At 62.9% G+C, this 13663-nt stretch carries 14 protein-coding genes (1 of these 14 running past the window's edge); 7 read left to right on the forward strand and 7 right to left on the reverse strand.

The annotated features are described in order from the left end of the window. A protein-coding gene (gene msrP, locus JHX87_RS11350) for a protein-methionine-sulfoxide reductase catalytic subunit MsrP (protein ID WP_271886651.1) crosses the window boundary here: on the reverse strand, nucleotides 1-26 show its 5' portion. 871 nt of this gene lie to the left of the window's left edge; 26 of the gene's 897 nt are visible here — the first part of the coding sequence; it begins with the start codon at nucleotides 24-26; its stop codon lies beyond the left edge, outside the window. 206 nt (nucleotides 27-232) lie between these two features. Further along, nucleotides 233-1423, reverse strand: coding sequence for an NO-inducible flavohemoprotein (hmpA, locus tag JHX87_RS11355; protein WP_271886650.1), 1191 nt, complete (start codon nucleotides 1421-1423; stop codon nucleotides 233-235). 236 nt (nucleotides 1424-1659) lie between these two features. On the opposite strand from hmpA, the gene JHX87_RS11360 reads away from it, so the two are divergent. Further along, entirely contained in the window at nucleotides 1660-2085 is a 426-nt protein-coding gene (locus JHX87_RS11360) for an RrF2 family transcriptional regulator (RefSeq protein WP_271886649.1), read from the forward strand. On the opposite strand, the gene recQ is transcribed toward JHX87_RS11360, so the two are convergent. Then, the gene (recQ, locus tag JHX87_RS11365; protein WP_271886648.1) at nucleotides 2082-4115 is read right to left on the reverse strand and encodes a DNA helicase RecQ; all 2034 of its coding nucleotides are present in this window, start codon (nucleotides 4113-4115) and stop codon (nucleotides 2082-2084) included. The genes JHX87_RS11360 and recQ overlap by 4 nt on opposite strands. Beyond that, nucleotides 4115-4408 carry a YggT family protein gene (locus JHX87_RS11370; RefSeq protein ID WP_271886647.1) on the reverse strand — a complete coding sequence of 98 codons (294 nt, stop codon included), beginning with the start codon at nucleotides 4406-4408 and terminating at the stop codon, nucleotides 4115-4117. Before JHX87_RS11370 ends, recQ begins: the two co-directional genes overlap by 1 nt. Nucleotides 4409-4543: 135 nt before the next feature. Here JHX87_RS11370 and JHX87_RS11375 point away from each other — a divergent pair, with 135 nt between their 5' ends. The 5 genes from JHX87_RS11375 (at nucleotide 4544) to JHX87_RS11395 (ending at nucleotide 8962) form a co-directional block, all read left to right on the forward strand. Beyond that, entirely contained in the window at nucleotides 4544-5104 is a 561-nt protein-coding gene (locus JHX87_RS11375; RefSeq protein WP_271886646.1) for an acyl-CoA thioesterase, read from the forward strand. 45 nt (nucleotides 5105-5149) lie between these two features. Beyond that, the gene (locus JHX87_RS11380) at nucleotides 5150-6523 is read left to right on the forward strand and encodes an MFS transporter (protein WP_271886645.1); all 1374 of its coding nucleotides are present in this window, start codon (nucleotides 5150-5152) and stop codon (nucleotides 6521-6523) included. Further along, nucleotides 6520-7383, forward strand: a complete 864-nt coding sequence (mepA, locus tag JHX87_RS11385; RefSeq protein ID WP_271886644.1) for a penicillin-insensitive murein endopeptidase — start codon at nucleotides 6520-6522, stop codon at nucleotides 7381-7383. The genes JHX87_RS11380 and mepA overlap by 4 nt, the downstream gene beginning before the upstream one ends. Next, entirely contained in the window at nucleotides 7356-8255 is a 900-nt protein-coding gene (locus JHX87_RS11390) for an esterase-like activity of phytase family protein (RefSeq protein WP_271886643.1), read from the forward strand. The genes mepA and JHX87_RS11390 overlap by 28 nt, the downstream gene beginning before the upstream one ends. A 104-nt stretch (nucleotides 8256-8359) precedes the next feature. Further along, the gene (locus JHX87_RS11395; protein ID WP_271886642.1) at nucleotides 8360-8962 is read left to right on the forward strand and encodes a VUT family protein; all 603 of its coding nucleotides are present in this window, start codon (nucleotides 8360-8362) and stop codon (nucleotides 8960-8962) included. Between the two features lie 325 nt (nucleotides 8963-9287). On the opposite strand, the gene JHX87_RS11400 is transcribed toward JHX87_RS11395, so the two are convergent. Both JHX87_RS11400 and JHX87_RS11405 read right to left on the reverse strand, forming a co-directional pair. Beyond that, a complete protein-coding gene (locus tag JHX87_RS11400) occupies nucleotides 9288-11036 on the reverse strand; it encodes an L-lactate permease (RefSeq protein WP_271886641.1) in 1749 nt (582 codons plus the stop codon). A gap of 160 nt (nucleotides 11037-11196) precedes the next feature. Next, complete coding sequence (locus JHX87_RS11405) at nucleotides 11197-12378, reverse strand: acetyl-CoA C-acyltransferase family protein (RefSeq protein WP_271886640.1); 1182 nt, start codon at nucleotides 12376-12378, stop codon at nucleotides 11197-11199. Nucleotides 12379-12543: 165 nt separating this feature from the next. Here JHX87_RS11405 and JHX87_RS11410 point away from each other — a divergent pair, with 165 nt between their 5' ends. Then, nucleotides 12544-12897: a winged helix-turn-helix domain-containing protein gene (locus tag JHX87_RS11410; protein WP_271886639.1), complete on the forward strand. Its 354-nt coding sequence runs from the start codon at nucleotides 12544-12546 to the stop codon at nucleotides 12895-12897. On the opposite strand, the gene JHX87_RS11415 is transcribed toward JHX87_RS11410, so the two are convergent. Then, nucleotides 12846-13655: a DeoR/GlpR family DNA-binding transcription regulator gene (locus JHX87_RS11415; protein ID WP_271886638.1), complete on the reverse strand. Its 810-nt coding sequence runs from the start codon at nucleotides 13653-13655 to the stop codon at nucleotides 12846-12848. The two genes, JHX87_RS11410 and JHX87_RS11415, sit on opposite strands and share 52 nt — an antisense overlap. Nucleotides 13656-13663 lie beyond the last annotated feature (8 nt).

Here is a 13663-nt window from a genome sequence, read left to right on the forward strand (position 1 = left end):
GTTACATCGGACCAGTTCAGTTTCATCAGCTTTCTCCGCTCAGCGCATGATTTCCGGGCAATACATACCTACATAGACGTAACCAGCGGCGAAAAGGTTACTTCACATTCCTATTACCCGGTGCCCGGAACCAAAAAGCCCCGCCGGTAAGGCGGGGCAAATACAGGTAACCGAAATACTGGCTAAACAGGGGACGAGGTGCTTACAGAGAACAGGGCACTCACAAAAACATTCACTTCAGTTCGGCCGCCGCGGGACCAAAGAACTCGTAATGAATGCGATCCGGGCTGACATTCGCGGCCTTTAGCCCGTTGATCATCTGGCGCATGAAGGCTTCCGGACCGCAGATATAGTAGTCCGCGATATCGGCGCGGGTATTCTTGGCCAACCAGGTAGGGTCGATCCTGCCGGGACCGGTATAATCGCGACCCTCGACATCGTCGGCGCCCGGCGCTTCGTAGAAAATGAAGCTCTTGTCGGCCAGCTTTTCATGCTCTGACCGCATGGCGTGCTTGCGCCCGTTCTGCGTGGCATGAACATAAAGCATCTGCGGCGATTTGCTGCCGCGCCGCGATTCCAGCATCGAGATCATCGGCGTCAGCCCGACGCCCCCCGACAACAGCACCACCTGCTGCTTGCCAGCCAGGTCCAGGAAGAAGTCACCGGCCGGCGGGGCGACCTGCAACGTGGTGCCGATCCGGGTGGTATCGTGCAGCCAGCCGGAGGCCTTGCCCTGCGCTTCGCGCTTGACGGTGATGCGGTAATCCCTGCCATTCGGGGCGGAAGAGATCGAGTAGTTGCGGCGAAGCTCTTCACCATCGGGCAGCACGATCCGGAAGGACAGGTACTGGCCGGGGCGATGCATCTTGACCGCCGCGCCATCGGCGGGCCGCAGGGTGAAGGACATGATGTCATCCGCCTCGGCCTGCTTGTCGACGATGGCAAAGTCGCGCCAGCCGCGCCAGCCGCCATCTTCGGCCTCGGCCCCGGAATAGATCTCTTCTTCGCGGTCGATCAGGATATTGGCCAGATACCAATAGGCGGCGCCCCAGGCTTCCAGCACCTCATCCGTCGCGGCGTCGCCCAGCACCTCTTTGACGGCGGTCAACAGGGCTTCGGCGACATAGGGGTAATGTTCGGGCAGGATCTGAAGCCCGGCATGTTTCTGGGCGATCCGCTCGATCCCCGCGCCAAGCATCTGCGGATTGCGGATATGGGTGGCATAGGCGACCAGCGCATTCGCCAGCGCCTTGTGCTGCGGCGATCCGCCATCCTGATGTGTCATGTTGAACAGCACCCGGATCTTGGGATCGGCCAGCAGGTGACGATACATGGCAGGGACGATCGCTTCAATATTGGCGGCGACAGCCGGTGCGGTCGCCTCGACGATATCAACGTGCACTTTTGAAAGAACGTTCGGCATTGGGGGACCTTCTTTTGTGACTTCATAAAAGAAATATTATTGTTATATCTATTAGTGAGGCCCCGAGCGCAACCGTTAATTTGCACAATTTGTGCGCGAAAAGATGTCAATTTCTTCACCGCAACATTTCAGTCGGCCCTGCAGCGGCGCAGAGGGGTTGCGGGCGGCGAGGTCGCCCGTATAACGCAGGGCAACAAAGGGCATGTGATGCACATGACAGAAAAGGAAGGCGTCTGATGCGCCTCACAGACAGCACCGATCTCGCGATGAGAGTGTTGATTTACGCGGCCTCGACGGGCGGCAGGCTGTTCACGATAGACGATATCGTGACGACCTTCGGGCAATCGCGCGGCACGGTCATGAAGGTCGTCAACATGCTGACCCGGGCCGAGTTCCTGACGGGGCATCGCGGGCGCAATGGCGGGCTGAGCCTGGCCAAACCGGCCGAAGACATCCGCGTCAGCGAGATCGTTCTGGAGACAGAGCCGGATATGGGCCTGGTCGAATGCCTGCGGCCGGGCAATATGTGCCGGATCACATCAAGCTGTCTGCTGATCAACCCGCTGCTGCGGGCACGAACGGCCTTTGTGAACACCCTGGCCGAATATACGCTGGCGGATCTTGTGCTGCAGCCGCGCGTTTTCGAGGCGCTGCAGGACTAGTCGGCGGCGATTTCGGACAGGAAGGCGGCGCCGAACCGGTCCAGACGCGGCGCATCCAGATGCCGCGACAGGGTGTCCAGATCGGTGGGGCGCGATTCGGCGATGCGGCGGATCTGCGCGGTCGAACAGGACAGCGGCTTGTCGATCCCGTCCTCGCCCCGCGACAGACGGTTCTGAACCTGAACCAGACGATCGAACAGCTCGCCCGCCGGTCGCCCGGCCAGCGCGCGGCGCATCGGATGCATCTGGGGCTTTTCGCCCGCGATCACGGACAGGAATTCGCGGCCATAGCTTTCCAGCTTTTTCGCGCCGACGCCGCCGACCTGCGCCATCTGGTCCAGATCCTGCGGGCGGCGCTGCACCATCTCGATCAGGGTGCGGTCGGGAAAGATCACATAGGCAGGCACGCGCGCGGCCTCGGCCAGGGCGCGGCGCTTGGCCTTCAGGGCCGAGAGCAGGGGTTCGTCCTCTTCTGCAACCTGCGTTTTCACCACATTCCCGCCCTTGGCCCGCAAGGTGGTGTCGCGGCGAAGGGTGATGCTTTCCTCGCCCCGCAGGACCGGATGGGCGGTGTCTGTCAGAAACAGCGCGCCGTGCCTTTCAGGGTCGGGGCGGCACAGATCCAGCCCCATCATCTGCCGGAAGATCGCCTGCCATTGCGCCCGACCGTAATCGCGACCGACGCCAAAGGTCGGCAGCCTGTCATGGCCGCGCTCTTTTACCTTATCGGTTTCATTTCCGGTGAGAATGTCGATCAGATGGCCGCTGCCGAACCATTCGCCCGTGCGCAGCATGGCCGACAATGCCTTGCGCACCGCCTCGGTCGCGTCGAACAGCTTGGGCGGATGCAGACAGATATCGCAATTGCCGCAATCCTCGGCCAGATCCTCGCCGAAATAGGCCAGCAGCTTGCGGCGGCGACAGCCGGTCGCCTCGGCCAGACCCAGAAGCGCGTTCAGCCGGGCATGATCGGCACCCTTGCGCGCGCCCTCGGCCAGACCCTCATCGATCTGGGTGCGGCGAAAGCGGATATCGTCGGGGCCATATAGCGTCAGCGTCTCGGCCGGATCGCCATCGCGCCCGGCACGACCGATTTCCTGATAATAGCCCTCGATGGATTTCGGCAGATCGGAATGCAGCACCCAGCGAATGTCAGGCTTGTCGATGCCCATGCCAAAGGCAACCGTCGCCACCACGATCAGCCCGTCTTCGCGCTGAAACTGCGCCTCGACCTGCCGACGGCGATCCGCCTCCATCCCGCCGTGATAGGCGACGGCGCTGTGGCCTTCGGCGCTCAGCGCGGCGGCCAGCGTCTCGGTCCGGGCGCGGCTGGCGGAATAGATGATGCCCGACTGCCCCCGACGCGCCGCCACGAAGCCAAGAACCTGCTTGCGCGGGCTGTCTTTGGGCTGAAAGGCCAGCCGGATATTCGGCCGGTCAAAGCCGCGCAGATAGGTGACAGGCTCGGCCCCGTCGAACAGGCGGGTGACAATCTCGGCCCGGGTTTCGGCATCGGCGGTCGCCGTGAAGGCCGCCAGCGGCACATCCAGCGCGCGTTTCAGATCGCCGATCCGCAGATAGTCGGGCCGGAAATCATGGCCCCACTGGCTGACGCAATGCGCCTCGTCCACGGCGATGGCGGTGACGCCCGCCCGGCGCAGCAGGTTGACCGTCCCGCCCGAGGCCAGACGTTCTGGCGCCATGTAAAGCATCTTCAGCTCGCCCCGCGACAGGGCCTGAAACACGGCGTCGGTTTCCTCTTGCGTATTGCCGCTGGTCAGCGCGCCCGCCGCCACCCCGGCCTCGCGCAGCGCCCGGACCTGATCGCGCATCAGCGCAATCAGCGGCGAGATCACCACCGTCACCCCGTCCCGCATCAGCGCGGGCAATTGATAGCACAGCGATTTGCCGCCCCCGGTGGGCATGATCGCCAGCACGTCGCGCCCCTGGGCGACGGTTTCGACGATCTCACGCTGTCCGGGGCGGAATCCGTCGAATCCCCAGACCTGTCGCAGCAGATCCGTTGGCATCACGCCCCGTAGAAGAAGCCCGCATTATTGGCCAGGGCGCTGCGCAGGATGATGATGATGACAAAAACCACCAGCGGCGCCAGATCCAGCCCGCCGGTATTGGGCAGCAGATTGCGGATCGGACGATAGATCGGTTCCAGCAGCCGGTTCAGCCCGTCCCAGATCTGCGCGACCAGCGGCTGACGCAGGTTCAGGACCTGAAAATTGATCAGCCACGACATGATGATGTGGACGATCATGATGAACCACAGGATCTGCAGGATCAGTTGCAAGGCTTGGTACAGGGTGACCATCGTGTCCTCTTGGCAAAAACGTTGCCTCTGTATGCGCATGCGGGACCCTGCGCGCAACCAGTTACCGCCGCGTTCGACTTGACGATCGCGTGGAACGCGGCCACCCAAGCGAAGCAAAGACAAAAGGGACAAGTGATGTATCCATTGATCCGCTTCGCCAAGGAAATGCTGAAATACCGCAATGCGCCTGCGCTGGAGCCGATGGGGGTCCATGTCTCGACCCATATGTGCTGGCCCTGGGACATCGATCCGTGGATCGAGCTGAACAATGGCCGCACGCTGACGCTGTATGATCTGGGGCGGATCCCGCTGGCCAAACGGCTGGGCCTGCTGCCCGCTTTGCGCGAGAATAAATGGGGCATCACGGTGGCGGGCAATTCGACCCGTTATCGCAGGCGGATCCGGATGTTCGACAAATTCACCATGTTTTCGCGCATGGTCGGCTGGGACAACCGCTTTTTCTATATGGAGCAGACCATGTGGAAAAAGGGCGAATGCTGCAATCAGATGCTGCTGCGTACGGCGGTCACCTCGGCCAATGGGATTGTCGACCCGGCCCGCGTGATCGAGGCCCTGGGCCACGACATCCAAAGCCCGCCCCTGCCCGGCTGGGTTCAGGCCTGGATCGAGGCCGATAATCAGCGCCCCTGGCCCCCGGAACTGCCCGATGAGGCAAAAGTACACTTGCCAGCCTGATCTCTATGCGGCCTTATATCGCCCAAAAAGAACCGGCGAGGGGCGATGGACCGGAAAAGAATATGGGGCTGGTGGTTTTTTGACTGGGCAAGCCAGCCTTTTCATACGCTTTTGATCACTTTCATCTTCTCGGTCTATTTCGCCGAAATCGCCCAGCGTTATTTTCTGCAGATCCGTGACAGCATCACCCTTGCCGGGGCGGATGCGCAGGCGCTGTGGGGCTATGGCCTTTCCATATCGGGCATCACCATCGCCATTCTGGCGCCGATCCTTGGCGCGGTGGCCGATACATCGGGGCGGCGCCTGCCCTGGATCTGGGTGTTTTCGGCTATTTACATCGGCGCGGCGGCGGGGCTGTGGTGGGTCGTGCCCGATCAGCCACCGCTGATCTGGGCGGTCACGATGATCGGCCTTGGCCTGATCGCGACGGAATTCGCCACCATCTTCACCAATGCAATGCTGCCCGGCCTTGCCCCAAGGGAAGAGATCGGCCGGATTTCAGGCTCGGGCTTTGCCTTCGGCTATCTGGGCGGTGTCCTGTCATTGCTGCTGATGCTGGCATTGTTTCAGGAAACGCCAAGCGGCAAGACCCTGATCGGGATCGACCCGTTATTCGGGCTGGATCCGGAGCAGCGCGAAGGCACCCGCTTTGTCGGCCCCTTTGTCGCGATCTGGTACATGCTGTTCATGATCCCCTTTTTCCTGTGGGTGAAAGAGCCGCGCGGCACCGGGCGCCCGCCGCAGATCGGGACCGCCCTGCGCGATCTTGCAACGCTGATCCGCAGCCTGCGGCACCGGCCCAGCCTGGCAAGCTGGCTTGCCTCGTCCATGTTTTCGCGCGACGCGCTGAACGGGCTTTACGGATTTGGCGGCGTCTATGCCGCGACGGTGCTGGGCTGGCCCGTCTTTCTGGCCGGGATCTTTGGCATCGTCAGCGCGATTTCGGCCAGCGCGATCAGTTGGCTGGGCGGCCATGCGGATCGCCGGTTCGGCCCGAAGCCGGTCATTATCACGGCGACCCTGACATTGACGGCGGTGTGCCTGATCATCACCGGCATGGATCGCAACAGCCTGTTCGGCGCACCCGTCCCGGCCCAGCCGCTGATCGGCACGCTTCGCCTGCCCGATCTGGTCTTTTTCCTTTGCGGTGCGCTGATCGGCGGCGCGGGCGGTGCCCTGCAGGCCGCCAGCCGCACGATGATGGTGCGCCACACGACCCAGGCCCGCGCGACCGAGGCTTTTGGCCTTTATGCGCTGTCGGGCCGGGCGACGGCCTTTCTGGCGCCGCTGCTGATCGCCGTTGTCACAGATATGACGGGAAATCAGCGCATCGGGGTCGCCCCGCTCATCTTGTTATTCCTTCTGGCACTTGTTCTGTTAGTCTGGGTCAAACCAGAACAGGAAGAGGCTCAGCAGTGATCCACAAGATATTGACCGCCGCCGCGCTTGTCGCCGGACTGGCCCTGCCCGCCGCCGCCGACCCGCTGGCCAAGGACGTTTTCGGCGCATTCCGCAACGCATCGCAAGGACCGGCGGTGTCGATCGGCTATTACTCTCAGGGTTGCGGACAGGGCTTTGCCCAGCTTCCCGAAAGCGGGCCAAGCTGGCAGGCGATGCGCCTGTCGCGCAACCGCAACTGGGGACATCCGGAACTGGTCAGCTTTCTGGTCGGACTGTCGCAGGCCGCCCAGCAGGCCGGATGGCGCGGGCTGTACGTGGGCGATATGAGCCAGCCGCGCGGCGGGCCGATGACATCGGGCCATGCCAGCCACCAGATGGGGCTGGATGCCGATATCTGGATGCTGCCGCCGTCAAGCCTGTCGCTGTCGCCGGGCCAGCGTGAAAGCCTGTCCTCGGTCTCGGTCGTGAATGGCCGGGGCACCGCGCTGTCGGGGAACTGGACGCCCAGCCATATGTCGATCATCCGCGCCGCCGCCCGCGACCGCCGGGTCGAGCGCATCTTTGTCGATCCCGTGGTCAAGGTCGCCATGTGCCAGATGGAGCGCGGCAATCGCAGCTGGCTGCGCAAGGTGCGCCCGCTGAACAACCACACCTATCATTTCCACGTGCGCATGTCCTGTCCGCGCGGCTCGATCTGTCGTCAGCAACCCGCGCCGCCACCCGGCGATGGCTGCGCCGAGGCGGCGGAATGGATCAAGAACCGCATCGATCCCAGCCGCGTGAAACCAAGCCCGCCGGATCCGAACTACCGCCATCCGCGCACTTACAGACTTAGCGAATTGCCCTCTCAATGCAGCACTGTCGCCTCGGCGCCCTGACCCGAACCGTCCTGTCGGCAATCCTGATCGCGGCCGGTGCCCCTGCACCGGCCGCAACGCTGGAACATGTCGGCACCTTCGTCTGGACCGACAAGGCGCCCAGCTTTGGCGGGTTTTCGGGCATCGAGGTCAGCCCCGATGGCCAAAGCTTCCATGCCGTCAGCGACCGTTCCTTCCTCTATTGGGGCCGCTTTCAGCGCGATCCGTCAGGGCGGATCGCCGATATGCAGATCGACGGGCGCGCGCATCTGCGCGACAGCCACGGGGTGCCGCTGAAACCCGGCTATCTGGGTGACAGCGAGGGCCTGGCCATCGCAGCCGACGGCACCATCTGGGTCACGTTCGAGGGGCTGGACAGGATCATCAGCTATGACACCCCGGACTCCGCCGCGACCACGTATCCCCGCCCGCCCGATCTGCCCGGCATGCGGATCAATTCGGGGCTGGAGGCGCTGGCCATCCGCGATGACGGCACGATCTTTGCCATTCCCGAACGATCCGCGAACGAGGCGCGCCCCTTCCCGGTCCTGACCTTCCGCAAGGATGAATGGCGCAAGGTCGGAGAGATCCGCCGCGATCCGCGCTGGCTGGCCGTAGGCGCGGATTTCGGGCCGGATGGCTGGCTGTATCTGCTGGAACGCGACTTCAAGGGCATTCTGGGCTTCACCGCCCGCGTGCGGCGGTTCCAGATCACCGATAACGGCCCCCAGAATGAGGAAATCCTGCTGGAAACCCGACAGATGCAATATGACAATCTGGAAGGGATCGCCGTCTGGCAGGACGATCAGGGGATTCGGCTGACCATGATCTCGGATGATAATTTCCTGATCCTTCAGCGGACCGAACTGGTCGAATACCGCCTGCGCGACTGATCAGGCCGTTGTTGACAGCGCCTGCCCAACCGGCTTAAGGCCGCATTGTCCCGTCACAAGGCGGGGCCGAGTTGTTCCGCGACCTTGTAAAACGGAAATCTTCAATGACCCGCTTTCTGCCCGGCATTCTTGCCATGGCGGCCATCGTGGTGGCCTCTAACATCCTTGTTCAGTTCGTGCTTGGCGACTGGCTGACATGGGGTGCCTTTACCTATCCTTTTGCCTTTCTGGTCACCGATGTGATGAATCGCGTCTATGGTGTGGCCGCCGCGCGCCGTGTCGTGCTGGCAGGCTTTGCCGTTGGCGTCGCCTGTTCGCTGATCGCTGCCGGTCTGGACAAGACAACGCTGCGGATCGCCCTTGCCTCGGGCACGGCCTTTCTGGTCGCTCAGATGCTGGACATCGCCATTTTCGACAAGCTCCGCGATGGCCGCTGGTGGAGCGCGCCGCTGGCCTCATCCCTGATCGGATCGGCCGTCGATACCGCGCTGTTCTTTGGCATCGCCTTTTCCGCAGCCCTGCCCGCAGACGTCAATACAGGCTGGGCGAATGAGGCCGTTCCGCTGCTGGGACAGGGGCAGATCGCACCGCTTTGGGCGTCGCTGGCGCTGGCTGACTGGCTGGTCAAATTGTCGTTGGCACTACTGGCCCTTGTGCCATTCCGTATGATTGTACGCAATTTGTTGGGGCGTCGCGTAGAAAATTGATTGACACACAGTCAATCTGTGGCACCATTTCCCTATAACGGCAACTTTTTGAAAGGAGGTGGTCCAGTGTCGAGAGTGATAGTGGAGAGAGGGGTCGGAACAGTCAGAGGGGCCGTGACCTAGAGGCAGTCCTGTAGGTTGTAAACTCTGATTGGGACCGGACGGATCTTACCATCCCTAACCGGACCATCTCCGTGGAACTCGCGAGCCGTCTGATCTGGGCGGCTCGTTTCCTTTTTGGAGCCCCGGCATAGGCTCGGCGGACTCCGCAGCACAGAAAAAAGGGCGGCCCGGACACCGCCCTTTCGTTGTCGCGACACGTCGATCAGGCGCGGTTCGCCCGCATGCCCATCAGGACGGCCAGCGCCCACAGAACCGCGGCACCCCACCACAGACCGCCATGGATCAGCCCCATGCCGATCAGGCCTGCCTGCACGACATAATAGGCCATCGTGATCAGGGTTTTGCGGATCAGGTCACCTTCGCGATCCGTCAGCCCGACGGTTGCCGAGGCAGCCACCACGTTATGCACGCAGATCATGTTCCCCGCCGCACCGCCGACGGCCTGCAGCGCGACAACGAAGGTCACCCCGACCAGATCCAGCCCGATGCCCTGCGCGGTCGAAAACTGAAACAACGAGAACATCATGTTCGACACGGTGTTCGAGCCCGCGATAAAGGCGCCAAGCGCGCCGACCAGCGGCGCAAAGATCGGCCAGGCCTCACCCGTGGCCGCCGCCATGCCTTCGGCCAGCGTCACCGGCATCGAGGCAATGCCTTCGGATCCCGAATTGATGAACACCTGCACCATCGGCACCGCCAGCAGCAGCGCAGGCGCCGCCGCCAGCATGGTTTTCCCCGAAATCGCCCAGGCTTTGGTGTAATCCGATCCGCGCATCTGGAACAACGCGACCGAGATCAGCGAGGCCAGAATCATGATCGTGCCCGGCGAATACAGGATCTGGGCCGAACTGTTGATGCCGGATCCGAACAGGTTCTGCATCGACAGCGTCGTCGATGGCCCGGTCAGCCAGGCCTTCAGCGGTGCAATCGTCCGCGTCAGCACCAGCAGGACCGCGACGATGACATAGGGCATCCAGGCGGTCAGCAGCGAAATCTCTTTCCGGGCGGCATGTCCGTGGGGCGAGATTTCGGCCTTGGCCAGTTCGGCGTCCAGCGTCCCCTGCCAATCGGCGCCCCAGTCCGCGCGGGGCGGGAATTCGAAGCTGTCCTTGGGCAGGAACAGACCGGCCCGCGCTGCCGGAATGATGATCATCAGCCCCAGAAGGCCGCCGATCAGCGACGGAAATTCCGGTCCCAGGAACCGCGCGACCAGCCAGTAAGGCACCGTAAAGGCAAGCCCGGCGAACAGCGCGAATTTCCAGGCGCGGAAGCCTTCGGCAAAGCTGCGGCTGGCGCCGAAGAACCGGGTCATCATGCCGACCATCAGCAGCGGGATAAGAAAGCCGACCAGCGCGTGGATCAGCGCCACATTGGCCGCGACGACGGGCACATATTGATCCAGCGTGGCGGGCGCGATGGTGTCGGCAACCTCGGTGCTGTTTGACAGACCGGTCTTGATCCCCACAAGCATCGGCGTGCCCACCGCGCCAAAGGAAACGGGCGTGGACTGGATGATCAGCGACACCATCACCGCCGCCATGGCCGGGAAACCGATGGCCACCAGAAGGGGCGCGGCCACTGCGGCAGGCGTCCCAAAGCCCGAGGCACCCTCGATCATCGAACCGAACATCCATGCGATGATGATCGCCTGAATGCGCCGGTCCGGCGAGATATCCATGAAGCCGCGCCGAATCGCCCGGATCGCACCGGATTCCTGCACCGTATACAGCAGCAGGATCGCGCCAAAGACGATGTAAAGCAGCGTCACTGCCGTCACCAGACCATTCACCGTCGCCCCGGCGACCTTGGCAAATGGCGCGTTCCACAACAGCAGCGCCAACAGCGCCGTCACCAGATAAGCCGCCGCCATGGACAGTTTCGCCGAACGTCGCATGACGACAAGCAAGACGAAAACCACCAGCACCGGCAATAATGCTGCAAGAAACATCATTCCCTCCCTATTCCTGCGCACAAGAAACACATGCGCGCGGCAGGAAGGTCAAGACAAGATTGGTTTCAACATCAAACCAATCCATAATCGGCACGGATCTGCGAATGAAAAAGCCCGGCAGGTCGCGTGACCGCCGGGCTTTTCGGGATCGCCGGGAATATCAGATCCGCTCAATCGCCAGGGCGATGCCCTGCCCGCCGCCGATGCACATGGTGATCAGGGCCTTCTTGCCGCCGGTCCGCTCCAGCTCATACAGCGCCTTCACGGTGATGATGGCACCGGTTGCGCCGACCGGATGGCCCAGGGCGATCGCGCCTCCATTCGGGTTCACCTTGGCCGGGTCAAGGCCCAGTTCCTTGCTGACGGCCAGCGCCTGTGCGGCAAAGGCCTCATTCGATTCGATGACGTCGAAATCATCGGCGCTGAGGCCGGTCTTTTTCAGCAATTCCTGCACCGCGGGAACCGGGCCAATGCCCATCACCTCGGGCCGCACACCAGCGACGGCATAGCCCAGAATGCGGGCCTTCGGCGTCAGACCAGCGGCCTTCGCCGCATCCGCGCGGGCCAGCACGATGGCGCCGGCACCGTCATTGATGCCGCTGGCATTGCCCGCCGTCACGGTGCCATCCTTCTGGAACACGGTTTTCAGGCCGGCCAGCTTTTCCAGCGTGGTTTCCTTGGGGTGCTCATCCGTATCAAAGGCCACGACGCCCTTGCGGGTCTTGATCTCGACCGGGACGATCTGATCCTTGAAATGGCCCGCAGCGATCGCCGCCGCCGCGCGCTTTTGCGATTCCAGCGCGAATTCGTCCTGCGCCTCGCGGCTGATCTCATGCTCGGCCGAGACGTTTTCGGCCGTCACGCCCATATGACCCGTGCCCATCGGGCAGGTCAGCGCGCCGGTCATCATGTCGACCAGCTTCTGATCGCCCATCTTTGCCCCGAAACGGGCGGACGGCACGGCATAGGGGGCGCGGCTCATGCTTTCGGCGCCGCCTGCGACGGCGAAATCGGCATCGCCCATGGTCAGCGCCTGCGTGGCCGACACAATCGCCTGCACCCCGGATCCGCAAAGCCGGTTCACATTCATCGCGGGCGTGGTATCGGGCACGCCTGCATTCAGCATCGCCACCCGGCTGAGGTACATGTCGCGCGGCTCGGTATTGATGACATGGCCGAACACGACCTGCCCGATCTTGTCGGGGGTCAGGCCGGCACGCTCGATCGCGGCCTTGGTGACGGTGGTGGCAAGGTCGATGGGCGCAATCGCCGCCAGACTGCCGCCAAAGCTGCCAATCGCCGTGCGCGCGCCGGACAGAATCACGATTTCATTGTCGGACATGGTTCCCCTCCTGAATAAATCTTGGGGGAACCATAAACGCGCCTCGACGCAGGACAAGCGAAAGGGGATGTTTCGTCACGTCCCGCGCCGCGATCAGCGTCATATTGCGATCCGCCGCGCTTTTCGCCCAGAGTGCCAGGGGATCGCCAGCACTGCGGGGGGCATATGTCGCACAGCACAGCACGAATCAAATTGCGGCTGGAGTATGACGCGCCGCTTGTTCTGGGGCCGGGCAAATATCAGCTTCTGGCGCGGATCGAGCGTCTGGGCTCTATCTCGGCCGCCGGGCGGGACATGGGGATGAGCTACAAGCGCGCCTGGTCGCTGATCGAAGAGATGAACGCCGCCTTTGCCCAACCCGTCGTGGACAGCAGCCGTGGCGGGCCGGGGGGCGGCGGCGCCACCGTCACGGCAACCGGGCAAGAGGTCATGCGGCGTTTTCGCGCGTTAGAGAAGCTGCTGACAGATCAGGGCGCCGACGATCTGGCGGCCTTGTCCGCGCTGTTGAGACAGGGCTGATCCGCCACGACCACCCGCGTGTCCCATTCCGCGCAGCGCTGCATCAACGCCTCGGGCAGCGGCTGGTCCACAAAGACCGTATCAAGCTGCGCCATCGAGATGATGCGCACCGGCGCCGAGCGCGTCAGCTTGCTGGTATCGGTCACAAGAAAGGTACGCCGGGCCAGTTCGGCGATGGCGCGGCTGACACGCACCTCTGCCATGTCGAAATCCAGCAGATCGCCGTCGATATCCAGCGCCGAGGTGCCGATCACCGCATAGTCAGGCTTGAACTGCGCCATAAATTCGGTCGTCAGGTCGCCGACCAGCCCGCCATCCGACCGCCGCAGCGCGCCGCCCGCGACCATGATTTCGCAGCTTTCATTGGCCACCAGAATATTCGCGACATTCATATTATTGGTGATGACGGTCAGATTGCGATGGTTCAGCAATTCGCGGGCCACCGCCTCGGTCGTCGTGCCAAGGTTCAGGATCACGCTGCTGTTATCGGGGATTTCGGCGGCGCAGGCGCGGGCAATGGCGGCTTTTCCTTCAGACGCCATCTGCCGGCGCTGTTCATAGCCGATATTGCTGACGCCGCTTCGCACCACGGCACCGCCATGCACGCGGTCCAGAACGCCCTGATCGGCAAGCTCACCCAGATCGCGACGAATCGTCTGCAAGGTCACGTCGAAACGCTCGGCCAATTCCTCGACACCGACCCGGCCCGAGGCCCGCGCAATGTCCAAGATCTCCATCTGCCGAATATTCAAAGCCAAGACTTTCT

The sequence above is a fragment of the Paracoccus fistulariae genome (assembly GCF_028553785.1).
Classification (GTDB): Bacteria; Pseudomonadota; Alphaproteobacteria; order Rhodobacterales; family Rhodobacteraceae; genus Paracoccus; species Paracoccus fistulariae.

Excerpts from the sequence above, each read along its gene's own strand:
- hmpA (WP_271886650.1), bottom strand. The coding sequence starts at position 1,423 with ATGCCGAACGTTCTTTCAAAAGTGCACGTTGATATCGTCGAGGCGACC.
- JHX87_RS11360 (WP_271886649.1), top strand. The coding sequence starts at position 1,660 with ATGCGCCTCACAGACAGCACCGATCTCGCGATGAGAGTGTTGATTTAC.
- recQ (WP_271886648.1), bottom strand. The coding sequence starts at position 4,115 with ATGCCAACGGATCTGCTGCGACAGGTCTGGGGATTCGACGGATTCCGC.
- JHX87_RS11370 (WP_271886647.1), bottom strand. The coding sequence starts at position 4,408 with ATGGTCACCCTGTACCAAGCCTTGCAACTGATCCTGCAGATCCTGTGG.
- JHX87_RS11375 (WP_271886646.1), top strand. The coding sequence starts at position 4,544 with ATGTATCCATTGATCCGCTTCGCCAAGGAAATGCTGAAATACCGCAAT.
- JHX87_RS11380 (WP_271886645.1), top strand. The coding sequence starts at position 5,150 with ATGGACCGGAAAAGAATATGGGGCTGGTGGTTTTTTGACTGGGCAAGC.
- JHX87_RS11390 (WP_271886643.1), top strand. The coding sequence starts at position 7,356 with ATGCAGCACTGTCGCCTCGGCGCCCTGACCCGAACCGTCCTGTCGGCA.
- JHX87_RS11395 (WP_271886642.1), top strand. The coding sequence starts at position 8,360 with ATGACCCGCTTTCTGCCCGGCATTCTTGCCATGGCGGCCATCGTGGTG.
- JHX87_RS11400 (WP_271886641.1), bottom strand. The coding sequence starts at position 11,036 with ATGATGTTTCTTGCAGCATTATTGCCGGTGCTGGTGGTTTTCGTCTTG.
- JHX87_RS11405 (WP_271886640.1), bottom strand. The coding sequence starts at position 12,378 with ATGTCCGACAATGAAATCGTGATTCTGTCCGGCGCGCGCACGGCGATT.
- JHX87_RS11410 (WP_271886639.1), top strand. The coding sequence starts at position 12,544 with ATGTCGCACAGCACAGCACGAATCAAATTGCGGCTGGAGTATGACGCG.